Origin of the sequence: Acinetobacter junii CIP 64.5 (assembly GCF_000368765.1) — a bacterium.
GTDB classification, from domain to species: Bacteria; Pseudomonadota; Gammaproteobacteria; order Pseudomonadales; family Moraxellaceae; genus Acinetobacter; species Acinetobacter junii.
In genome coordinates this window covers 206,091-228,409 of the sequence record NZ_KB849655.1, presented here as the reverse complement: position 1 = coordinate 228,409, position 22,319 = coordinate 206,091, and the positions used below count along the sequence as shown (strand labels likewise).

The following is a 22,319-nucleotide window of genomic DNA, read 5'->3' as shown; positions in this document are numbered from 1 at the left end:
TTGCAGTAATAACAATGAGATGAAATCAGAACAGAATTAGAAAGAATCAAGGAGAATGATTCAATGCAACAACAACGGTTAAGCTATGCCTCTGGACCAAGTGCACAACCCTTATTGGGGATGACGATTGGAGAAAAATTTGATCAAGCTTGTCAGCAATATGCTGATCAAGAAGCGATTGTAAGTTCACATCAGAACAGACGGTTGACCTATAAACAACTACAAGATGAAGTGAATACTTTTGCCTGTAGTTTGCTCAAACTCGGTTTAAAGAAAGGCGATCGACTAGGCATCTGGTCACCAAACTGCGTGGAATGGACGATCACTCAATTTGCTGCTTTTAAAGCAGGGATTATCCTAGTGAACTTAAATCCTGCCTACAAAAGCCATGAGTTAGAGTATGTATTGAATAAAGTTTCCTGCAAAGGATTGATCATCGCCTCACAATTCAAAACGACTGATTATCAAGAGCTTTTGACACGAATTGCACCAGAAATTGTTTTCTGTACAGACAAAATTATTCATTCAGAACGTCTGCCTTTCTTAAAGTTTGTGATCAAAATTGATGAAAAACAGCATACAGGTATTCATCGTTTCAGTGATCTAGTCGTTCCTCCAACTCAAGAACAACTCGATCAATTACAATTGGCTACGCAGCAATTGCAATTTGATGAAACCATTAATATTCAATTTACGTCAGGAACGACTGGTAATCCGAAAGGCACAATGCTCACCCATCATAACATTCTGAATAATGGTTATTTTGTAGGAGAGGGTATTCGTTTAACGCCACAAGATAAAGTATGCATCTCTGTGCCTTTATTCCACTGTTTCGGTATGGTCATGGGAAATCTAGCTTGTATCACACATGGTTCTACTATGGTGTATCCATCAGCTGTATTTAATCCATTAGAAACACTAAAGACAATTCACAACGAACGTTGTACGGCAGCATACGGCGTACCAACCATGTTCATCGCCACTTTAGAGCATGAACAATTTAATGAATTTGACTTATCTAGTTTACGTACAGGGATCATGGCGGGAAGCCCATGCCCACGTGAAATTATGCAGCGTGTGATTGATCGTATGCATATGTCAGAAATCACGATTTGTTATGGCATGACTGAGACTTCACCTGTCAGCGTACAAAGCTCAGTGAGTGACACCATTGATAAACGCGTCAGTACGGTTGGACATGTTCATCCACATGTCGAAATCAAAATTGTCGATCCTGAAGGGCAACTCGTACCACAAGGAACCTTAGGCGAGCTATGCGTCAGAGGTTACTCGGTAATGGCAGGCTATTGGGGTGAAGAAGAAAAAACCCGTGAAGTAATTGATGCCGCAGGTTGGATGCATACAGGTGACATTGCGGAGATGGATGCTGAAGGCTTTGTCAAAATCAAAGGTCGCATCAAAGATGTCGTCATTCGTGGTGGAGAAAATCTCTTTCCTAAAGAAATCGAAGACTTCTTATATACCCATCCTGCGATCTGTGATGTGCAAGTGATTGGTCTACCTGATACGCGTTACGGTGAAGAACTATGTGCTTGTATTATTTTGCATGAACATCATCAGACCAATGAAGACAACATCCGTAGTTTCTGTAAGGAACACATTTCACATAATAAAGTGCCTCGTTACGTAAAATTCTTTAATGAATTTCCTATGACTGCATCAGGCAAAGCGCAGAAGTTTAAGTTACAGGAAATTATGCGTGCTGAACTGAATTTAACTGGAAACGTATTCGACTAAATGATGTCTTACATCGCATAGAAAAAAACAGCATTTTAAAGTCATAAGGAAAAGGATCACAGTGAATGGCAAAAGATTTTAATAGTCCAAAGATCGTTGAAGAATATGATCAGCATATCCGTAAGTTAATTCCTGGATATGAAATCATTCATCAACAAGTGGATGCCATTTTACAGTCTGTACTTCAACCAATTGCACACATACTTATTGTTGGATGTGGAACAGGTTATGAGTTGGAATATCTGCTAAATAGACATCCTAATTGGAAATTTACTGCCCTTGATCCTTCCTTAGCTATGCTTGAAAAAGCAGAAATACGTGTCAAACAAATGGGGAAGTCTGCACAGGTACAATTTGTACATGGTGATCACTTTGCTTTAACTGAAGGTGCTGGTTTTGATGCTGCACTTTCTATTTTAGTCGCGCACTTTATAGCAGATGAACAAAAAACTGACTTCTACAGCAGTATTCATCGTTGTTTGAAAAATAGTGGACTGCTATTGACCTATGATTTGATGCCTTGCAGCAATCCTCAGCATCTACAAGCTTTACGTTATTTATGTATGGCTCAAGGTTTAACTGAATTGCAATGCCAAAAAATGTTAGATCGCATGGAAAATGACTTTTTCACTATTTCATTCAGTGAATATCAGCAACGACTTCAAGGCATTGGTTTTGAAGACGTGCACTCATATAGTCAAATCTTAATTTATCAGGGTTTGATTGCGAAAAAGGCAGAAATTGCCGAGTTTGCTCAAGCCTCATAACCCAAGGGACTCATTCATAATGGAATAAATGATTAGAAGAATAATTTAGCTTTTATTTTTACCAAATGTTCAATTAACAGTGACTTTTATAGTTATTGTGAGGTTCTTTTTGTCTAAATAAAGCGTTAAACAAAACAATGAAAGGAGGTAAAACCAAATAAAATCAGAACATTAGGTTTTAAAACAAGAAATGCGATGCAGTCATCAAGTACTGCAAAGGATACAACGCAAACAAAAAATGAACTTGAAAAGTAAAGTTCATGAAACAAGGAAATTGATTTTAATGAAAAGATTCATCTTAACGGTTCAACAAAGTGTTTTAGCACTATCTGTACTCACTGCCATGTCTGGAAGTTATGCAGGCTCAGAAAATGCAGAAATAGAACAACTTCGTCAAGAAGTAAAAGAGTTGCGTGCAATGCTGCAAAATTATGTCCAGCAAACTCCGCCTGCTCAGCCCACTACTCAGGTCATGGTTGCACAGACATCTGAACCTGTTCAAACAACAACGCCGAAATTATCACTCACCAAATCTGGTGCAGAGGTTAATTTATATGGTTATTTGCGTGCGGATGCATCTTATCAAGCCAAAGGCGCATCTACGATGTACAACAACATTAGCGGTGTACCATTAGAAGGGACAGCTGAAGAAGCGCAACAAAAAGATCGTTTGCATAGCACTGCAAGTGTTTCTCGGATAGGTCTAAATTTTAAAACACCGACTGCTATGGGCGATGTCGGTGGAAAATTAGAAATGGACTTCTTTGGTAGCGCATCACGCGATCAATTCCGTATCCGTCATGCCTATTTAACCTTTGATAAATGGTTATTAGGTCAGACATGGTCTACATTTATCGCACCTGAATATTATCCAGAAACGATTGATGCTGCGACCTATGTAGGCGGAGCATTACAACGCTCACCATTGGTTCGTTATAGTGACAATATTACGGCAAATACCAGCTTTGCTTTAGCAGTAGAAGATCCTAAATATACAGCAAGCTCTGATCCTGATAATGAAATGCGTTTACCTGCCTTTGTTGGACGTGTAAATCATAAGTTTGCCAATGGCTCTATGCTTTCAGGACGTAGTTTTGTCGCTGAAAAGAAAACTAGTCAAGATGAAGAATGGGCTTGGGGTGTCGGCATCGGTGGAAAATATCATTTAACACCAAAAACTTTTCTCAAAGCAGACTATAACCATATCAAAGGCGACGGACGCTTCCTGATGTGGACCAATAGCAGTTATGCAATTGATGATCAAAAGCATATTCAAAGCAATGAGTTTGATTCGATTTCAACAGGGATTACCCATCAATTTAACACTCAATTTCGTTCAACATTGGGTTATGGCTATATGAAAGCCAAAGACAACAATGCATTTGCACGAATCAATAAAGACAACACAGCTCAAAATAAAGAACTATGGCAAGGCTGGATCAATGGCATGTACAACCCTTACAAGCCAATTACCTTAGGGATGGAATATGTCTACGGTGAACGTGAAACCTTCGATGGTCGCACAGGGACGGATAACCGCATCAACATGATGGCGAGTTATGACTTTTAATACTAATAAAGCCTTGAATAATAATATTTTTCTTTAAGGTGCATTATGTCGTTTTAAATAATGATTAGGAATTTATCTCATTGAGGAGATGCAGAATGACAACATCTACGGTTAATGTAAATGCAGTAATTGATCAAGCAAAATTTACACCTTTTCACTGGAGTATTTTACTTTGGTGCTTATTGATTATTATTTTTGATGGTTACGATCTCGTCATTTATGGCGTTGTTCTACCTTTACTTATGCAGGAGTGGTCTCTCACTTCTGTACAAGCAGGCATGCTCGCCAGTACGGCTTTGTGCGGAATGATGTTTGGAGCCATGTTATTCGGTGCTTTGGCAGATAAAATCGGACGTAAAAATGTAATTTTAATCTGTGTGACCTTCTTTAGCGGTTTTACTTTTTTAGGTGCGTTTGCATCAAATCCTTTTGAATTTGGTATTTTACGGTTTTTAGCAGGTTTAGGGATAGGTGGGGTTATGCCAAATCTCGTCGCACTCACATCAGAGTACGCACCTAAACGTATTCGCAGTACCTTAGTTGGCACGATGTTTAGTGGTTATGCGATCGGTGGAATTCTATCTGCGCTTATCGGAAGTTATTTAGTTGAGAGTCAAGGTTGGCAGATCATGTTCTTGATTGCTGGTATTCCTTTAATTTTATTACCTGTTATCTGGAAATTCCTACCTGAATCTTTAACCTTTTTGGTTAAAACTGGCAAAACTGATCAAGCACATAGCATCATTCAAAAAATCTCACCTGAACAAAGCATCGGTATTAATACGCGTTTAGTGTTGAATGAAGATAATGTTCCAACAGGTAGTTCTGTAAAAGGCTTATTTCAACAAGGACGTGCATTCAATACGCTTATGTTTTGGGTATTGTTCTTTATGTGCTTATTAATGGTTTACGCACTAAGCAGTTGGTTACCAAAACTTATGCTTGCAGCAGGTTATTCACTCGGCAAGAGTATCTTATTCTTGTTTGCTTTGAATGTTGGTGCAATGATTGGTTCAATTGGTGGTGGCATTCTCTCAGACAAATTCCATTTGAAACCTGTGATCATGGGAATGCTGATGGCAGGTGTAGTGGCACTGATCGGCTTAGGATTTAACTCTCCAGCTTATGTTTTATATGGTTTAGTAACTGTTGCTGGCGCAGCGACTATAGGTACTTCAATCCTTCTTTATAGCTATGTTGCGCAATACTATCCATTAAGTGTTCGCTCGACTGGAATTGGTTGTGCTTCTGGTGTAGGTCGAATTGGTGCGATTGTCGGTCCGATTTTAACAGGCTTGTTATTAACCTTAAACTTACCGCATACCATGAATTTTGTGATGATTTCTATCCCTGCAATGTTAGCAATTTGCGCGATATTGAGTTTGAAACGTCATAAATTTGATGATGAGCAACAACAAGTAGAAGAAGTAAAAACTAGCTTGACCGAATCAAGTAATGCTTAACTTAATATGATTTGATTCTTCTATAAAACATGAAAAGCACATCAGATAGGCTGATGTGCTTTTTTTATTTCAGACAGAACTTAAAATCAAAAAGGTAAGAATAGAAGTGAGTTGGCTCAATTCCTGACAACCCTTAATTCTTTAAAACACTTGGATTTACATGAGACTGGTATCTATTTTTTCATTCAATCTAGAAAGAAAAATGAATATAAATCAGATCAAACCTTTTCCACACATCATTTTTATGCAAAAAAAGCATCTCGATTGAGATGCTTTATTGATACTTGATAATTTAGATTTCAATCGCAACAGCTGTTGCTTCACCACCACCAATACATAATGCAGCGACGCCTTTCTTCTTGCCTAGACGTTTTAATGCATAGATCAATGAAAGAATAATACGTGAACCTGTCGCACCAATCGGATGACCTAAAGCACATGCGCCACCGTGAATATTGACTTTAGCTTCATCAATACCTAACTCATGAATCGGAGCCATAGCCACCATCGAGAAAGCTTCATTGATTTCCCATGCATCGACATCCTCAACTGACCAGCCAGCACGATCAAGTACTTTTTGAATCGCACTAATTGGAGCAATCGTAAACTCACTTGGATGTTGCGAATGACTCGAAGTAGCTACAATCTTAGCCAAGACATTTAAATCATTTGCTTGTGCATAATCTTCTGTAGAAAGTACCAAAGCCGCAGCACCATCCGAAATCGAACTCGAATTGGCTGCCGTAATCGTACCGTCTTTGCTAAAAGCAGAGCGTAGTGTCGGAATCTTATCAAGATTTGCTTTCAGAGGTTGCTCATCTTGGTCAATCACCTCAACACCCTTACGTGTTTTAACTTCTACAGCGACGATTTCATCTTTGAAATATCCTTCTGTAATCGCTGTTTGAGCTTTTTTGAGTGAAGAAATCGCAAAGTTATCCATTTGCTCACGGGTGAAGCCTTTAGTATTTGCCATATCCTGAGCAAATGAACCCATTAAACGACCAGTTTCAGCATCTTCCAAACCATCCAGAAACATATGATCTTTGATTTCACCATGTCCCATACGATAGCCACCACGTGCTTTAGGTAAGATATATGGTGCATTGGTCATTGATTCCATACCGCCCGCAACCACAATATTTGCACTACCAGCTTTCAAAGCATCTGATGCCATCAATACTGCTTTCATCGCAGAACCACATAGTTTATTGATGGTCACTTAAGGTTTCTTCAGTAGGAAATGCGCCGATACCAAGCAGCCCATTTTCAGACTGCAACCATACATTCATGTTTTTTGGAATATAGTTGGCAACAAGGGTAGGTAAGCCAATACCTAAGTTCACATAGAAGCCATCTTCGAGTTCTTGTGCAGCACGCTGTGCCATTTCATTACGTGACCAAGCCATTTTAAACTGCCTCCATGCTTAAAGTTTTTTGTTCGATACGTTTTTCTGGTGATGCATTTAAAATAATGCGATTCACATAAATCCCTGGTAAATGGATTTCATCTGGATCTAATTCACCAATCTCAACGATTTGTTCCACTTCAGCAATGGTAATTTTCCCAGCCATTGCACATTCAGGATTAAAATTCTGAGCCGTCTTACGGAATATTAAATTTCCAGCTTTATCTGTCTTGTAAGCTTTAATAAGAGAAACATCAGCAGTAAGAGATTCTTCTAAAATGTATTTTTTACCATGAAAATTACGTTCTTCTTTGCCTTCAGCAATCAGAGTTCCTACACCAGTTTTCGTATAAAAAGCTGGAATACCAGCACCGCCAGCGCGTAATTTTTCAGCTAATGTTCCTTGTGGAGTTAATTCAACTTCAAGCTCGCCATTTAGATATTGACGTTCAAATTCTTTATTTTCACCCACATAAGATGAGATCATTTTTTTGATCTGTTTGGTATGCAATAAAATACCTAGGCCAAAATCATCAACACCTGCATTATTTGAAATACAAGTAAGACCTGTTACACCACTTTCTTTAACCGCGACAATGAGCTGCTCAGGAATTCCACATAACCCAAAACCGCCCACGGCAAGGGTTTGGTTATTAGCAACCACATCTTTGATTGCTGCCTCAGCACTGGCATATACCTTATTCATTCTATTATTGTCCTATCGTCCCTTAGTGATTTAGTTTTAGCATTAGGACTAGGTAGATAGAAGTTGATTTTTCTCAAGGATTAATGAGTTTAATTAATAAATTGATTCATTTGGATGGATTTTAATCTTAAAAAATAATAGATTAAAATTCATAAACAATTGAAAATATTAATAATAAATATATTTATTTAAAAGTAAAAAATATATAACCAATTACAATAATGAGTTATTTAAAATTTATACCTTTTCAATGACTGAATAAATTGTGCCGAAATATGTGATATTTCAAAATTCTTTTTATAGACGATACCAACCGTTTTGTGGATGGTTCCATCTTCCAGTTCGAGTAATACATTCTCTGTTAAATCAATATGCTTAGCAAAATGTCGAGGAATCGCGCTTACCCCAATACCATGTGCAACAAAACTAGATAGTGAAGAAATCTGATGACACTCTATTTTCAAATCCAAAGTCATATTGTTGCGCAAACAGTTTTGCTCAACCAAGTGACGAACAATCGATGGCTTTTGTAGTGTAATAAAAGGATTAGCAAACAATTGTTGCCAAGTAATACGTGCTTTGTCTGCTAAAGCATGATTTTTAGGAAGTAAGGCGAGAAAGTCTTCATCAAACAAAGGCACAAACTCTAAGCCTTCGGTCAGTTCTGGTTCAAAACAAATGCCTAACTCAAAGATACCATCTTGAACTTTTTCAATAATGGTTTCATTTGGAATATCATGGATCGAAAAATTAAGGTTTGGATGCTCAGATAAAAAAGAATGAATCACATCAGGCAAGATCGCATGGGTAAAAAAGGGCATCGAGGCGATACTAAGTGTGCCGCGATTTAATTTAAAGCGTTGTTTAACGTCATTTTCCATTTCATCCCAATTTGCCAATAGTTTTTTTGCGTAGGGAATGAGAGATTTACCTTCTTGAGTCAGTTCAACACGACGTGTATTTCGATTAAATAACTTACCGCCGAGTTCATCTTCTAAACTTTTTATACTTAGACTTAAAGCAGACTGACTTAAGTGCAGTTCCAGCGAAGCATTGGCATAATTTAAAGTACGCGCAAGTGCTAAAAATGCCTTTAGCTGCTTAAGAGTCATCGCTTTTCCTAAGTAAATTATTGAATAGATCTAATTTATCTTAAAAATGAACTGAATGTTATTTTAGAAATTAATTTTCAAAGAAAAGTTGATCTATACAGCAAATAAAAACTCCCACAATCATAGATTATGGGAGTTAAGATTCAAATTAGAGAATACGAAGTTTCTCTAAAACTTATACTTTTAGTTTTTTAAGTCCACGGCTCACACCATTTTGTAATGCCAATTTGATAATTGGCCCAATAAAAGGCACACGACCCTTAAAGCTAATCGTATAGTCCAAACGACTACGATTGTTTCCCAAATCAGTAAACTTCATTACGCCGCGATGCGCTTTAATTGGTGCAATACCACTGGTAATCGCGTATTCAATCAATTCATTTTCTCTATAGACTAAATTTGTTTCAACAAATGAAGGTGTGAGTGGTATAGATAACTTACGCGCTGAACCAACCCCATTACGTACATCTTGACCATCACTCAAACGAGTCACTTTTGCTGGAGCGAAGAGCTTATTCAAATTTTCATGTTCGCTGAGGATCGCAAATACCTTTTCGACAGGGGCATTGAACTCTTGAGTGATGTTGATTTGTTGCATTTTTAGCATAGCAATTCCTTTCTTTTTTAATTTGACATGATGAATTGTCATTTTCAAATACTAACACGGTTTGGCTGAACTGGTCATTTTGTTTGTCGGATTATCGGAGTAGCTAAAAATTCAGATATATGTAAGCAAAGGCGCTTGTTCAAGCATCAAAAATTGTGAATACTCAGCCTCGAAAATTCAGGTTATACCATTATCTTTTTTGGGGTTAGGCAACTACTGTGAAAACTTATCCATTTTCATTTTCTCGTTTACAAAAAGCGCTTCTAACCGTTGGTTCATTTTCGTGTATGGGACTAAGCTCAGTCGTCGCAAATGCAGAAGATGAAAACACTGTTTCGCAACTTCCAACTATCACTTTAGCAGCACAATCCATTCAAAGTGTGTACTACCAACCTCAAATCAATTTATCAGGTTTTAATCAACAAACCGTTGCTAAAATTCCTGCTTCAGTGAGCACGATTACTGCCGAACGCATTGCTGATCAGCATGCAAAAACACTGGCTGACGTTGTGAAAAATGATGCTTCTGTAGGGGATGGTTATGCGCCTATTGGCTATTACTCAAACTTTATTATGCGTGGTTTCGCGCTCAATCTAGGTTCAAGTTATCTACTCAATGGCAACTTACTTAGAGGCGAGCAAAATGTTGCGTTAGAAAATAAAGAGCAAGTCGAGATCTTAAAGGGTATCAGCGCAATCCAAAGTGGTATGTCTACGCCAGGTGGAATAGTTAACTACGTGACTAAACGTCCAAAGGATATTCGTTCAGTTACCTTAGAAACAGATAGTCAGGGTGGTTATCGTATCGCAACAGATATAGGCGATATCGTGGGTGAAAATCAACAATTTGGCTATCGAATCAATTTAGCTCACGAAGAGATTCATCCGTATGTAGAGCATACAAATGGGAAGCGACTTTTTGGTTCAGTTGCTTTGGACTGGAAGATTTCTGATGATTCAAAACTTGAGTTTGATATTGAATCACAACGCCAACGTCAGCGCTCGGTACCAGGCTATCAATTATTAGATGGAAAAATTGTACCGACTAATGTGGAATGGGATCGTTTACTGGGTTATCAAAGTTGGAGTAAACCCGTTACTAATGAAAGTCTGAATACGAGTTTAAAATATACGCATCGTCTCAATGATGATTGGACAGCAAGCTTATCCGCTTCGCAAAGCCGTGTAGTCGTTGATGACTATTCAGCATTCCCGTGGGGTTGTTATAGTGAGATTTGTGAATTTACAGGTTTAGGCAATACCTTTGATCAAAAAGGTAACTACGATATTTATGATTTCCGTAGTCCAGATGATAGTTATTTAACAAATCAATTTAAAACAGGATTAAACGGCAAGTTCGCAACAGGGACATGGCAGCATAGCTTAAATGTCGAGTTATCTCATACCTATAAACGACGTGCTCAATATGATGCAATCAATCAACTCGTTGGTACGGGCAACATCTATAACAATACTGTGGACTATAAGCCTACAGATGTAGCTCTAGGCAATCGCTATAAGTCCCTTGATAGTCAGCAAACCGCATTAAATCTACTAGACCAAATCCGTTTCAATGACGCATGGTCAGTTCATATAGGTGGAAAAATCCTTTCTTTAGATGAGAAAGCTTATGATGCGGCAGCGAATATGATTCGTGATACAGATTTAAACCGATTCTTGCCACAATTTGCAGTGATGTACCAACCTTGGGAAAATACGCAAGTTTACACATCATTTAGCAAAGGTCTAAGTGATGGCGGACAAGCGCCGTGGTATGCCTTCGGTAATGAAGAAAAAGGGATTGTCGGTAATGCATTTGAAACACTTGCTCCAATCAAATCCACCCAATATGAACTGGGATTGAGGCATCAATTACCATCTATGTTATTTACAGCAGCAATATTTGATCTAGAACAAGATCATCAATATACGAATGCTGATAACTATTACTTAACTGATGGTAAACAACATAACTTAGGTTTAGAACTTGGTTTGCAAGGACGTTTGACACAGAATTTAGATATGGTCTCGACTTTGGCGCTGACTCGTTCACGCTTAAAAGAGATTGATGTCGCTGAATATCAAGGCCATCAAACTCAGAATGTTCCTAAAGTACGTTTTGCAACTTATTTATCGTATCAATTGCCACAAGTAGAAGGCTTAAGACTACTGGCTGGTACACAATACAGTTCAAGTAAATATGCCAATAAAATAGGCAGTGTAAAAGTTCCAAGCTACACAGTTTTTAATGCTGGTGCAGCTTATAACTTTAAAGCTAATGGCTATGAAAACACGTTAAGATTCAATGTTGACAATCTATTTAATAAAAAATATTGGAGAGATGCGGGAAGCTTCTTTGGGGATGATTATTTGTTCCTAGGCGCTCCACGCACCGCACAATTTTCTTGGTCGGTGAATTTCTAAATCCAATTCACTGATATGAATAAAGACGATCTGACTTAAAAATTGGATCGTCTTTTTTATATGGGATTCTGTTATTCGATTAATAAAATTCAAGTTTTATATCGTTGTAAACGAAAAAATAGAAAAGAAAGATTGTATGTCATCATCTAAAGAATAACTCCAAATTACAAACACACCCTTATAGCAATAATTCAATCAATATCCTGATAGTTTTTCAGCTCATGATGAAGTTCATTCAGGTTAGAGCACTGAAACCCATAAAAACACACAACCATGAATTTTATTCATCTTTTGGTTAGATTAAATCATTTTTACTCATGTGAACATTCATGTATAAATTATTTCATACAGAAATTCAGGTTTTATCTTAGAGATTAGGGTAGTAGTACAATGAGTAAAAAATTTACATGTTCTATTAAAAGTATTCGTTTTGATGAAAATTATCATCCTTCAGAAAGCACACGTCTTACAACTAACTTTGCAAATTTAGCAAGAGGTGAGAGCCGTCAAGAAAATCTACGTAAAACCTTACAAATGATCAATAATCGTTTCAATGACTTAGCACATTGGGATAATCCAAAAGCGGATCGTTATTCAGTTGAAATCGATATTATTTCAGCAAATATGGATATCGAAGGTAATGGTCATGCATTTCCAGTTATTGAAATGCTAAAAACAACAATTGTTGATCATCAGACAAATAAGCGTATTGATGGCATGGTAGGTAATAGTTTTTCATCTTATGTGCGTGATTATGATTTTAGTGTCTTATTACTAGAACACAGTAAAAATCAAGCAAAATTTAGTGCGCCAGATAACTTTGGTGTATTACACGGCAAGCTTTTTAAACACTTAATCAACTCAGCGGCATATAAAGCGAATTTTGATAAAGCACCTGTGATATGCCTGAGTGTGTCGAGCACAAAAACATATTATCAAACTGCAAATGTTCATCCTGTATTAGGCGTTGAATATCAACAAGATGAATATTCTCTAACTGATGAATACTTCAAGAAAATGGGGTTAAAAGTACGTTATTTCATGCCTGCTAACAGTGTAGCGCCATTAGCTTTTTATTTTTCAGGTGATTTGCTAAGTGATTACAGCAACCTAGAACTCATTAGTGCAATCAGCACAATGGAAACATTCCAAAAGATTTACCGACCTGAAATTTACAATGCTAACTCTGTAGCGGGCAAATGTTATCAACCAAGTTTGAAATACCAAGATTACTCTTTAACGCAAATCGTATACGACCGTGAAGAGCGTAGTCAGTTAGCTGTAAAACAAGGCAAATTCACTGAAGAGCAATTTATCAAACCTTATCGAGAGATTCTCGAACAGTGGGCTGAGAACTACACCGAACAAAATTATGCTGCTGTGTAAACCGATATAGAAGATTACTGATTATGAAACGATTATTACCGACATCAACTGCTGGCAGCTTACCAAAACCTTCTTGGTTAGCTGAACCTGAAAAGCTTTGGTCGCCATGGAAACTCCAAGATGAACAACTTTATGAGGCTAAGCAAGATGCTTTAAGACTGTCACTGCACGAGCAATTACACTCCGGCATCGATATCGTAAGTGATGGTGAACAAACACGCCAACATTTCGTCACAACGTTTATTGAACACTTAGATGGCGTTGATTTCCAGAAGCGTGAAACGGTTCGAATTCGAAATCGTTACGATGCAAGTGTTCCATCCGTTGTGGGTGCTGTCAGTCGTCAAAAACCTGTATTCGTTGAAGATGCTAAATTTTTACGTCAACAAACCAATCAACCGATCAAATGGGCATTACCAGGTCCTATGACCATGATTGATACCTTATATGACGGACATTATAAAAGCCGTGAAAAACTAGCATGGGAATTCGCAAAAATTTTAAATCAGGAGGCGAGAGAACTCGAAGCGGCTGGTGTTGATATTATCCAGTTTGATGAACCTGCATTTAATGTATTTTTTGATGAGGTCAATGATTGGGGGGTTGCAACTTTAGAAAGAGCGCTAGAGGGTCTGAAATGTGAAACAGCCGTACATATTTGCTATGGCTACGGTATTAAAGCCAATACAGATTGGAAAAAGACATTAGGTTCAGAATGGCGTCAATATGAAGAAGCCTTTCCTAAGCTTCAACAATCTAAAATTGATATCGTTTCGCTAGAATGCCAAAACTCTCGTGTACCAATGGATCTAATTGAACTAATTCGCGGTAAAAAAGTGATGGTAGGCGCGATCGATGTTGCTACTAATAATATCGAAACACCTGAAGAAGTTGCCGATACCTTAAGAAAAGCTTTGCAATTTGTTGATGCTGACAAACTTTATCCATCAACCAATTGTGGCATGGCGCCATTGTCTCGCCATGTAGCGAGAGGCAAACTTAATGCCTTAAGCGCAGGTGCAGAAATCGTTCGAAAAGAACTATCTAACTAATATTTTGAGCTAAATAGGATTTATGGTTTGCAATCAAAATGATGATCAAGCCATGAGTCTCTTTTAGCGTCAATCTTGATCAAAGATCGCATCTATTTAAAAACACATGCAGATGGTGTGCCTAAGAAATGGAATAGCATGATATTGCTAAATCTAAAAGGTACGGTTCAATTGAGGAACAAGTTAATGATTGAAGCAATAGACTTTAGAAATGCAATGTCTTTACTAACAAGTGCAGTGAGTGTTGTAACAACGATTGGCTCTACAGGTCGATATGGATTTACGGCATCAGCTGTGTGCAGCGTGACAGATTCACCACCAACACTTTTGGTATGTATGAATATCGCTTCTAGCTCACATACACACTTTGTTGAAAATAAAATTCTCACTGTGAATGTCTTGGCAGCACATCATCAGCATATGTCTAAAGTGTTTTCATCAAAGATGAGTCCTGAAGAACGTTTTAAATATGGCAGTTGGACAGAATTAGAAACTGGCGCACCTGTGTTAAAAGATGCTTTGGTTAGTTTTGATTGTCAAATTGAGCAGATTCAGGAAGTTGGAACACATACCATTTTTATTTGTCGTATCGTAGCTATCCAACAAGGTCAGCATGATCAAGGGTTAGTCTATTTTAACCGTACTTATCATCAAGTTGGGCAGATTGCAGAAATTGCCTGAGCCAACTATCTATTCATCCCTTTATTTTAAGAAAATATCTCGTGGAATTAATCATTTTTTTAGCCATCGGGGCTTTAGCTGGTTTCGCTGCTGGACTCTTTGGTGTCGGTGGTGGGCTCATTATCGTTCCACTTTTATACATCGTATTCACTCAAATGGGATACCAACCAGATGTCATCATGCATATGGCTTTGGGAACCTCATTGGCAACAATCATTGTGACTTCTATTAGTTCATTGATCGCCCACAATAAAAACAGCGCCGTGATTTGGCCTGTATTTAAAAATCTAACACCAGGACTAATCCTTGGTTCATTTTTAGGAGCTGGTATTGCGGGATTACTTTCTGGGGCAAATTTACAATTGATCATCGGGATATTTGTGATCTGGGTTGCTTACAAAATGTTCTTTGGGGCGAAAAATGTAATCGATCAGGGTAAGGTATTACCATCAACAACTCGACAAATATTTGCAGGTACAGGCATCGGAGTTGCTTCCGCAATTTTTGGTATTGGGGGAGGGAGTTTAACCGTTCCTTATCTAAATCATTATGGTGTAGTCATGCAAAAAGCCGTCGGAACCTCGGCAGCATGTGGCTTACCAATTGCCATCGCAGGTGCTTTAGGATTTATTTTTTTTGGTATGAAACAGCATATAAATGTGCCTAACACTATTGGTTTTGTACATATCTATGCATTTTTATGTATTAGCATTATGAGTTTTATGACGGCTAAGCTTGGAGCTAAAACAGCACATATTTTATCGCCAATCGTACTTAAAAAATGCTTTGCTTTAATGTTATTGATCGTTGGATGTTTCTTTCTTTACAAAGGCATGTGATAAAAATCTTCTCCGTATAGCTCACTTTTCTGTGAGCTTTTAAAATCTTTTTCTAGTATTTAACAAATCAACAGCAATCTATATTCTCCATCTATCTCTATCGGTGCTCTATGCACACAGGGTAAAACTTGTTGTGTTGGATGGTCGACTGCCAAACGCCAAAGATGACCTAAACCTAAATTAACAGGTTTACTCTCAGGTTTTGCTCGGTAGTGCAAATCAAAGAAATATTCTTCTAAAAAATTCTCAAATTCGGCTTCTGGTCCATCATGTAGATTTTTTAGTTTTTCTCTAATTTCAGGAACTAGAATCTTTTGCTCAACTTGATCGTTTGGCAGAATCTCACTTGCCGCACCGTGATAGGTACATAAAAAAGTATCTGTTGGAATAGGCGAGCGATCAACATGAAATGAATAAACATCTGTCGAAATAAAATCTAACTCATCATCACGTTCGTAGTTTTGAATTAAGTTAAGCGTAGGTGATGCGCCAAGCTCTGTTAATTGCTGAATATCCGCAATTATGATTTCTCTTGCTAAACGACCATATTCAGAAAGTTGTAAAGCCAATAAATCATCAACTGAAATCTCAGTGATATTTTCCTTTAGCTGAAGTTTTTTGACGATTTCTTGAAAATCCCCATTAAGATTTCTATACCAACAAATCGCATTTCTATCTCCTTGAAAATTAGAACTGACAAGTTCGGAGAAACTAGAAACCACGCTAATTTGCTTGTGGTTAGAAAATGCATTCTTCATAAAAAGAAGTTTATCAAAAAGAAAATATGTTTAATGATACACAGTTCGATCACGTTAACAACGATAGATGGAATAGTATTTTTCAAACATTTAATTTTTCATACCTTATAACAATGAAATAAAGGGTTTTAAATAAACACTGAGTAAGTTATTTTCCACAGATCGTTATGAGCAAATTTATGCTCAAAAACTTACATAAAAAATAATTATGCGCAAATATATTCACAAATATAAAAAAAAAGAGTATTTTTGAGAAAATAATTGCTCATTTACATCAATGAAAAAATTAACAATACAGGCGTTACTTGATCAAAGTTGGTTTGATATTGCTGAACTAACATTATTAGAACCTAAACTAGGCTCAGCAAGTGCCAGTGAATTAGCTTACGATTTAGAATACGCAATCCACAATTTGGACAAGCGAGATGAGCATGCCTGTAGTTTGTCGCTACCTGTACAACTACTAATAAAACATGAATCTAGTTCATGGTTTGGTTTTTTAGATGATATTGTTCCATCAGGTGCTGCACGCCGTTATTGGGTGAATTTTCTAGGTCTACAAAGACTAACGCATGCTGAGCAAGATAGTATTTTATTAGAAAAAGGTGGCATCGCACCCGTAGGCAATTTGAGAATAAAAGAAGCTCTTCCACCAATCAATCCTGAATCAACTCTGCATTTACGTTATTTTAGTCAAAGTGATGTTGCTGACCGAAATGTAGATTTTCTTGAATATGCACAGCAAATGGGTGCAATTAGTGGTGGTGCAACAGGAGCGGGTGGTGAAGCTCCTAAATTATTGATTCGTGCTACAAAAGATCAAAATATTTGGATTGATACTTATCAACAAAACTTTGATCAACCTGATCAACACTATCTAGTTAAATTCCCTAGAAATAATCGTAGTGAGATCGACTGTAATATTCTCAGAGCAGAATACTATTACTATCAAGAGCTAAAAGAGTTGGGTTTCAATACCATTGAAACTACAGAAATGAAGCTGATCGAAGGTGAAAAATATCCATCATTATGGCTACCAAGATTTGATGTTGAATGGCACAACCAAAAATGGCATCGTCATGGGCTTGAATCTGTCTATTCCGTATTAAATAAAGCTTCGGGTAGCCATCTCAATCACTTTGAAGTGATTGAAAATCTATGCAATTTACTGAAATCTATTGATTCAGAGTTTGATTCAGAACAATTCGTTTGTGAGTGGTTACAGCGAGATTTACTCAATATTATTTTTGGTAATTCTGATAATCATGGGCGAAATACTTCATTTCTAAAACAATCTGGAAAAATTTCGCTTGCTCCAATTTATGATTTTGCTCCAATGAAAGCTGATCCAGAAGTTGTTACAAGATCAATAACTTGGGGAAGTCCTTATGAGGAAGGAGGAGAATATCGATGGGAGCAAATTACACAAAAGCTTGCACATTTATGCGATCCGAATTTATCTCTAACTACATTGAAATCTTTAGCAAGTCATCTTGTTGGGCTAAAACAAAGATTAATAGATAAAGGTGTACCAAAACAAATTATGGAGATGCCAGCGCTTTCATTTGACTATGTTGAAGCTAAATTAGAAAGATGGGAACTATTATGAATACAAAAAATCAGACTCAAGATCGTCAACAAGTTCTTATTGATCTATATATGCAGTACTTATTGAATGAAATCACATTAGGGCAATTATTGGCGTATTTGCGAAAAAATATTCTTGGTATGTCTCAGGAACAATATGCAAATTTAGTCGGTGTAAGTCGTAGGACGTTAACTGATATTGAACAAGATAAAGGAAAACTTACGCAATCTGTTTTAGACAAGGTATTTAAACCACTTGGATTGAAAGCAGGACTTGTACCGACTCATGAGCATATTGTGAGAAAGATCATTAAACCATCAGAGTGAAATGAACCAAATACCTAAAGAAAAGTTTGTTCCAGTATTTGTTCAAAAATCAATAAAAATTAGAGGAATATTATGAGCCAAAAAATACTAAATCGATTTGAACAATTAATTGATGAAGCAGAAATTATAAAATCTTTCATAAAGAAAAAATATTCTGAATATTCTGGAGAATATTATGACCTTGACGAAGATAAGAATGCTCAATATTTACAATGGAAAGTAAAGGTGAAAAATTTACTTAATTTATCTTGTGGTGAAAATTCTGTTCATTGCAAAGAGTTTTCTTTAGCAGAAGAGGTTCAAAGTTTTGATACAAATGCTAGAGTCCTTATACGGTTATTTCCTATTTTGGTAGCTACTTACGATGATTTTAAAAATGGTTTTTTAGTTTCTTTTAAACAGATAATTCAAGCTGAAGTTTTTGATAGTGAACTTGAACAATCAAGATCTCTTTTAGAAAATGGTTACAAGAATGCTGCGGCTGTAATTGCAGGCGTAGTCTTAGAAACCGCTATAAAAGAGGTATGTTTGAACAATAATATTGAAATCGAAAGAAAAAAATTAACTCAGTTAAATGACGATCTAGCCAAAGCTGGAGTTTATAACAAGCTTCAGCAAAAACAAATTACAGCCTTAGCTGATATAAGGAATAGCGCAGCTCATGGAAATTATGAGCAATTCACGAAAGAAGATGTAGAACGAATGATTGATGACATAGAGAGATTTTTACTGAATCATTCATCCTGATTCAATCTTGTGTAGAATCGACAGATACGCAAGTAGAGTAGCGAATTATGTAACTTTTGAATACTCAACAACGAGGTGATAGTCCACCACCAATTAAAATGCTGAGACTAGTGTTTTGATGGCTACGATTTCTGTTTGGCTTTCTGGCGTAAAACATACAAATATAAGTTTTCTACTTTTTCACGTGCCCATGGTGTGGTACGCAAGAATCGCAATGATGATTTAACACTTGGATCTATGCAAAAACATCTAATTTCAATTTTACGACTTAAGCCTTCAAAGCCACCGTAGTAATCCAATAATTCATCCAAAATGTCAGCAAGTTTTTTGCCGTGTAGAGGGTCATTGGAGGCGTTCATAATAGAGCAACAATATTTTGGAAGACCATCATTATAACCTAGGCTAGTTAAAAATGAGAGGGTTGGAATTTGAACGTAATTAAAACAGAAATCACTTAAGTTATTGAATAGTGGTTATGGAATAGAAAAGATGAAGTTATTGCCAGGTGTAAGTCATTTAACATAATATACATTATACGAAGTATCGTATGTAAGCCCAAAATAGAAATGTCCGGTTTCTCCAAAGTAAAAATGTCCGCTTTTAGAATATGCGCTTTTGCAATTTCCTTAGCGGACGGTTTGATATGTTGGTGTCTATGTCGGATAAAGAACTTAAACGATTGTCGGTCTTGCAAGAAATCTGTGATCAACGTATAACTCAATCCCAGGCTGCTCAGCTACTTCATATCTCAGAACGTCACATCAGACGCTTACTGCAGAAATACAAAGCTCAAGGTCCCGCTGCATTAGCCCATGCCGGTCGTGGCCAAATCAGCAATTCTAAACTTCCTGAAGAACTCAGACTTAAGTGTCTCAATATTGTTTCAGATCAACTTTATGGTTTCGGACCCACTTTAGCGCATGAAAAGCTCACCACCGTGCATGGATTCGATCTTTCAGTAGAAACCCTGCGTTCCTGGATGATTGCAGCCGATTTATGGATCCCTCGCTGCAAGCGCCTGAAACGACCATATCAGCCTCGTTATAACCGAGATTGTTATGGTGAATTGATCCAAATTGATGGCTCACACCATGATTGGTTTGAAGGTCGAGCACCTAAATGCTGTCTGCTAGTATTCATCGATGATGCCACAGGAAAATTGCAGCATTTACGCTTCTGTGCGTCAGAGTCAGCCTTTGACTATATGATTTCGACACGTTTATATATCGAACAGCATGGTAAGCCATTGGCATTTTACAGTGACAAACATTCAGTTTTTAGGGTGAATCAAAGTAGCAAGAAAGACACCAAGATTACCCAGTTTGGACGTGTTCTGAGCACTCTCAATATCGATATCATTTTCGCTAACTCCCCTCAAGCCAAAGGTCGTGTAGAACGAGCGAATAGAACACTTCAGGATCGTCTGATTAAGGAGATGCGTCTAGAAGGCATCAGTTCAATTGCAGATGCCAATAAGTGGCTGCCGTGCTTTATTGAGCAATTTAATCGTAAATTCGCCAAGATGGCTTTTAATTCCAAGGATCTACATCGGCCTATCGCTGAAACAGCCGAAGAATTAGATGATGTTTTTACCTGGCGTGAACCCCGCAGGGTCACGAACAGCTTGACGATTACTTATGATAAATGCGTATATATCTTGGAAAACAGCGAAGAAAATCAAAGATTGGGCGGCAAGTATCTTGAGTTCCTGGAATATCCGGATGGTACTGTAGCCATTGAATATCAGGGAAGAAAAATCAATTACAGCATCTTTGATAAATTAAGTCAGCTCAACCAGCGAGAGATCGTTGAGAATAAACGTTTGGGTTCTGTGCTGGCACATATTCAACAACAGCATGAACAACTGGAACACCAAAACAAACGCAATCGTTCTCAAAAGATGCCACGTAGACAAGCACAGAAAACAGCGATTGAACAACGAAATCTAAATCCTGTGCTTGACTTGGAAATGTCCATATAGGACATTTCTATTTGGTTATTAGGTAGGACATTTCTACTTGGGAATAACATTAATACGTTTGAAAAATCTACACTACATATCTATTCATACTTACTTCCTAAATGCTTTTGGCGTAACCCTAGTCCAATTTTTAAAAGCTCTTGAGAAATGAGAAACGTCTGCATAACCTAAAGACTCAGATATTTCTTGTATAGATAGTTCGTTTTGAATTAGCATGGCTTCTGCATATTGTTTTCTAACTTCAGCAATCAAAGCCTTGAATGTTGTGTCTTCAATTTCCAAATAACGCTGCAACGTTCTTGAAGACATATTTAACTGCTTGGCAACCTCAGATAAGTTCAATTGACCAATATTCTTTTGGATCAGACTTGTTTCTATGAGCTCAATGATTTGCGATCGCATAATAGATTTTGTTTGTCTACTTTTTATATGTTTCTCCGTATCACGAATACACTGTTTCTTTGCAAGTTTAAAAACAATCTCGTCTGCAGTCTTTAAATGTATATTTAATAGCTCTCTGTCAAAGCAAACAGCATCAGTTACTTGCTCAAATTTATAAGCAAAATTATTATTAATAAATGATTGTTTTTGTTTAAGAAAAATAAGAATATCTGATTCGGTTTTTATCAACTTACTTATGATATTCGCAAAACTTGCCACAAGAAATGCTATAAATTTATTTGTACTCTCAGATTCAACTAGTATGTGAGTAAGATATAAAATAGACCAATAAATTCTTCTAACACTCTCAATGCCTGCTCAAGGTTTTTTGAGGACATTGCAGCAATACCAACATTTCCATAATGAGATACTTTCATTTTGTTTGCCATAAGGATTGGAAATGCAGCATTACCAGTTAAACGTACTGATTTTTCAAGTAATTGAATAAAAACTTCCGAATCAACATACCAATACGTTTTTTGTAAATCTTCAAATGTAATATGTGTGTCAACAAGAACTTCCTCTGATGAAATCCCCCATTCTTCTATAGTTTCAATCAATAGATTTACATACGTACCTGGTAACTTAGAAAGTAACATTGACACTCCATTAATCATTTACATTGGCGTGAAATGGTAAATATTGTCGGGTCATGAACTATGACAGCTTTTTTATTTACGGCATAGTAAAAAGATGAAATTCTTC

At 37.0% G+C, this 22,319-nt stretch carries 21 protein-coding genes and 1 pseudogene; 13 read left to right on the top strand and 9 right to left on the bottom strand.

Features of this window, described 5'->3' with window-relative positions; translation table 11 throughout:
* Positions 1 to 63 precede the first annotated feature (63 nt).
* The 4 genes from F948_RS06825 to F948_RS06810 all read left to right on the top strand — a co-directional run bounded on the left by F948_RS06825 (position 64) and on the right by F948_RS06810 (position 5,558).
* Positions 64 to 1,758 (top strand): AMP-binding protein, encoded by a 1,695-nt coding sequence (locus tag F948_RS06825; RefSeq protein ID WP_004961870.1) that lies wholly within the window; start codon positions 64 to 66, stop codon positions 1,756 to 1,758.
* Between the two features lie 65 nt (positions 1,759 to 1,823).
* Positions 1,824 to 2,525 carry a class I SAM-dependent methyltransferase gene (locus tag F948_RS06820; protein WP_004961867.1) on the top strand — a complete coding sequence of 234 codons (702 nt, stop codon included), beginning with the start codon at positions 1,824 to 1,826 and terminating at the stop codon, positions 2,523 to 2,525.
* A gap of 283 nt (positions 2,526 to 2,808) precedes the next feature.
* Complete coding sequence (locus F948_RS06815; protein ID WP_004961864.1) at positions 2,809 to 4,095, top strand: DcaP family trimeric outer membrane transporter; 1,287 nt, start codon at positions 2,809 to 2,811, stop codon at positions 4,093 to 4,095.
* 95 nt (positions 4,096 to 4,190) lie between these two features.
* Positions 4,191 to 5,558 carry an MFS transporter gene (locus F948_RS06810; protein ID WP_004961859.1) on the top strand — a complete coding sequence of 456 codons (1,368 nt, stop codon included), beginning with the start codon at positions 4,191 to 4,193 and terminating at the stop codon, positions 5,556 to 5,558.
* A 292-nt stretch (positions 5,559 to 5,850) separates the two neighbouring features.
* Here the strand turns inward: F948_RS06810 and F948_RS06805 are convergent.
* The 5 genes and pseudogenes from F948_RS06805 to F948_RS06785 all read right to left on the bottom strand — a co-directional run.
* A pseudogene (locus F948_RS06805) lies at positions 5,851 to 6,780 on the bottom strand (thiolase family protein); the annotation flags it as partial.
* Positions 6,767 to 6,946: a CoA-transferase gene (locus F948_RS06800; protein ID WP_409360451.1), complete on the bottom strand. Its 180-nt coding sequence runs from the start codon at positions 6,944 to 6,946 to the stop codon at positions 6,767 to 6,769. The gene F948_RS06800 and the pseudogene F948_RS06805, both read right to left, overlap by 14 nt.
* 22 nt (positions 6,947 to 6,968) lie before the next feature.
* Entirely contained in the window at positions 6,969 to 7,673 is a 705-nt protein-coding gene (locus tag F948_RS06795) for a CoA transferase subunit A (RefSeq protein WP_004961850.1), read from the bottom strand.
* 230 nt (positions 7,674 to 7,903) lie between these two features.
* Entirely contained in the window at positions 7,904 to 8,785 is an 882-nt protein-coding gene (locus F948_RS06790) for a LysR family transcriptional regulator (RefSeq protein WP_004961848.1), read from the bottom strand.
* A gap of 175 nt (positions 8,786 to 8,960) precedes the next feature.
* On the bottom strand, positions 8,961 to 9,392 hold the full coding sequence (locus F948_RS06785; RefSeq protein WP_004961847.1) for an SRPBCC family protein: 432 nt from the start codon (positions 9,390 to 9,392) through the stop codon (positions 8,961 to 8,963).
* A gap of 218 nt (positions 9,393 to 9,610) precedes the next feature.
* Between F948_RS06785 and F948_RS06780 the strand changes: the two genes are divergently transcribed.
* The 5 genes from F948_RS06780 to F948_RS06760 all read left to right on the top strand — a co-directional run bounded on the left by F948_RS06780 (position 9,611) and on the right by F948_RS06760 (position 15,773).
* On the top strand, positions 9,611 to 11,815 hold the full coding sequence (locus tag F948_RS06780; protein WP_004961845.1) for a TonB-dependent siderophore receptor: 2,205 nt from the start codon (positions 9,611 to 9,613) through the stop codon (positions 11,813 to 11,815).
* Positions 11,816 to 12,205: 390 nt separating this feature from the next.
* Positions 12,206 to 13,201, top strand: coding sequence for a DUF1852 domain-containing protein (locus tag F948_RS06775; protein ID WP_004954402.1), 996 nt, complete (start codon positions 12,206 to 12,208; stop codon positions 13,199 to 13,201).
* Between the two features lie 23 nt (positions 13,202 to 13,224).
* Positions 13,225 to 14,253: a methionine synthase gene (locus tag F948_RS06770; RefSeq protein ID WP_004911103.1), complete on the top strand. Its 1,029-nt coding sequence runs from the start codon at positions 13,225 to 13,227 to the stop codon at positions 14,251 to 14,253.
* 186 nt (positions 14,254 to 14,439) lie between these two features.
* On the top strand, positions 14,440 to 14,934 hold the full coding sequence (locus F948_RS06765; RefSeq protein ID WP_004961839.1) for a flavin reductase: 495 nt from the start codon (positions 14,440 to 14,442) through the stop codon (positions 14,932 to 14,934).
* A 41-nt stretch (positions 14,935 to 14,975) separates the two neighbouring features.
* Positions 14,976 to 15,773 carry a sulfite exporter TauE/SafE family protein gene (locus F948_RS06760; RefSeq protein ID WP_004961834.1) on the top strand — a complete coding sequence of 266 codons (798 nt, stop codon included), beginning with the start codon at positions 14,976 to 14,978 and terminating at the stop codon, positions 15,771 to 15,773.
* A gap of 59 nt (positions 15,774 to 15,832) precedes the next feature.
* Here the strand turns inward: F948_RS06760 and F948_RS06755 are convergent, their stop codons facing one another.
* On the bottom strand, positions 15,833 to 16,531 hold the full coding sequence (locus F948_RS06755; protein ID WP_004961833.1) for a DUF1826 domain-containing protein: 699 nt from the start codon (positions 16,529 to 16,531) through the stop codon (positions 15,833 to 15,835).
* A gap of 277 nt (positions 16,532 to 16,808) precedes the next feature.
* Between F948_RS06755 and F948_RS06750 the strand changes: the two genes are divergently transcribed.
* The 3 genes from F948_RS06750 to F948_RS06740 all read left to right on the top strand — a co-directional run bounded on the left by F948_RS06750 (position 16,809) and on the right by F948_RS06740 (position 19,192).
* A complete protein-coding gene (locus F948_RS06750) occupies positions 16,809 to 18,140 on the top strand; it encodes a type II toxin-antitoxin system HipA family toxin (protein WP_004961830.1) in 1,332 nt (443 codons plus the stop codon).
* Positions 18,137 to 18,445: a helix-turn-helix domain-containing protein gene (locus tag F948_RS06745; RefSeq protein ID WP_004954417.1), complete on the top strand. Its 309-nt coding sequence runs from the start codon at positions 18,137 to 18,139 to the stop codon at positions 18,443 to 18,445. The genes F948_RS06750 and F948_RS06745 overlap by 4 nt, the downstream gene beginning before the upstream one ends.
* 72 nt (positions 18,446 to 18,517) lie before the next feature.
* Positions 18,518 to 19,192 (top strand): HEPN domain-containing protein, encoded by a 675-nt coding sequence (locus tag F948_RS06740; protein WP_004961827.1) that lies wholly within the window; start codon positions 18,518 to 18,520, stop codon positions 19,190 to 19,192.
* A gap of 122 nt (positions 19,193 to 19,314) precedes the next feature.
* On the opposite strand, the gene F948_RS06735 is transcribed toward F948_RS06740, so the two are convergent.
* On the bottom strand, positions 19,315 to 19,551 hold the full coding sequence (locus F948_RS06735) for a VF530 family protein (RefSeq protein ID WP_004961824.1): 237 nt from the start codon (positions 19,549 to 19,551) through the stop codon (positions 19,315 to 19,317).
* A gap of 296 nt (positions 19,552 to 19,847) precedes the next feature.
* On the opposite strand from F948_RS06735, the gene F948_RS06730 reads away from it, so the two are divergent.
* Entirely contained in the window at positions 19,848 to 21,173 is a 1,326-nt protein-coding gene (locus F948_RS06730) for an ISNCY family transposase (protein WP_008942541.1), read from the top strand.
* Positions 21,174 to 21,263: 90 nt separating this feature from the next.
* Here the strand turns inward: F948_RS06730 and F948_RS16685 are convergent, their stop codons facing one another.
* Together F948_RS16685 and F948_RS16680 are read right to left on the bottom strand one after the other, a co-directional pair.
* Positions 21,264 to 21,833, bottom strand: a complete 570-nt coding sequence (locus tag F948_RS16685) for a helix-turn-helix domain-containing protein (protein ID WP_004961822.1) — start codon at positions 21,831 to 21,833, stop codon at positions 21,264 to 21,266.
* Positions 21,834 to 21,871: 38 nt separating this feature from the next.
* Positions 21,872 to 22,213, bottom strand: coding sequence for an AraC family transcriptional regulator ligand-binding domain-containing protein (locus tag F948_RS16680; protein WP_004961820.1), 342 nt, complete (start codon positions 22,211 to 22,213; stop codon positions 21,872 to 21,874).
* Between the last annotated feature and the right edge of the window lie 106 nt (positions 22,214 to 22,319).

Bases quoted from the DNA above. Each gene is read 5' to 3' on its own strand.
- F948_RS16680 (WP_004961820.1), bottom strand. From the start codon at position 22,213: ATGTTACTTTCTAAGTTACCAGGTACGTATGTAAATCTATTGATTGAA.
- F948_RS06825 (WP_004961870.1), top strand. From the start codon at position 64: ATGCAACAACAACGGTTAAGCTATGCCTCTGGACCAAGTGCACAACCC.
- F948_RS06815 (WP_004961864.1), top strand. From the start codon at position 2,809: ATGAAAAGATTCATCTTAACGGTTCAACAAAGTGTTTTAGCACTATCT.
- F948_RS06820 (WP_004961867.1), top strand. From the start codon at position 1,824: ATGGCAAAAGATTTTAATAGTCCAAAGATCGTTGAAGAATATGATCAG.
- F948_RS06730 (WP_008942541.1), top strand. From the start codon at position 19,848: ATGTCGGATAAAGAACTTAAACGATTGTCGGTCTTGCAAGAAATCTGT.
- F948_RS06770 (WP_004911103.1), top strand. From the start codon at position 13,225: ATGAAACGATTATTACCGACATCAACTGCTGGCAGCTTACCAAAACCT.
- F948_RS06785 (WP_004961847.1), bottom strand. From the start codon at position 9,392: ATGCTAAAAATGCAACAAATCAACATCACTCAAGAGTTCAATGCCCCT.
- F948_RS06745 (WP_004954417.1), top strand. From the start codon at position 18,137: ATGAATACAAAAAATCAGACTCAAGATCGTCAACAAGTTCTTATTGAT.
- F948_RS06755 (WP_004961833.1), bottom strand. From the start codon at position 16,531: ATGAAGAATGCATTTTCTAACCACAAGCAAATTAGCGTGGTTTCTAGT.
- F948_RS06790 (WP_004961848.1), bottom strand. From the start codon at position 8,785: ATGACTCTTAAGCAGCTAAAGGCATTTTTAGCACTTGCGCGTACTTTA.
- F948_RS06810 (WP_004961859.1), top strand. From the start codon at position 4,191: ATGACAACATCTACGGTTAATGTAAATGCAGTAATTGATCAAGCAAAA.
- F948_RS06775 (WP_004954402.1), top strand. From the start codon at position 12,206: ATGAGTAAAAAATTTACATGTTCTATTAAAAGTATTCGTTTTGATGAA.
- F948_RS06765 (WP_004961839.1), top strand. From the start codon at position 14,440: ATGATTGAAGCAATAGACTTTAGAAATGCAATGTCTTTACTAACAAGT.
- F948_RS06800 (WP_409360451.1), bottom strand. From the start codon at position 6,946: ATGGCACAGCGTGCTGCACAAGAACTCGAAGATGGCTTCTATGTGAAC.
- F948_RS06750 (WP_004961830.1), top strand. From the start codon at position 16,809: ATGAAAAAATTAACAATACAGGCGTTACTTGATCAAAGTTGGTTTGAT.
- F948_RS06740 (WP_004961827.1), top strand. From the start codon at position 18,518: ATGAGCCAAAAAATACTAAATCGATTTGAACAATTAATTGATGAAGCA.
- F948_RS06735 (WP_004961824.1), bottom strand. From the start codon at position 19,551: ATGAACGCCTCCAATGACCCTCTACACGGCAAAAAACTTGCTGACATT.
- F948_RS06795 (WP_004961850.1), bottom strand. From the start codon at position 7,673: ATGAATAAGGTATATGCCAGTGCTGAGGCAGCAATCAAAGATGTGGTT.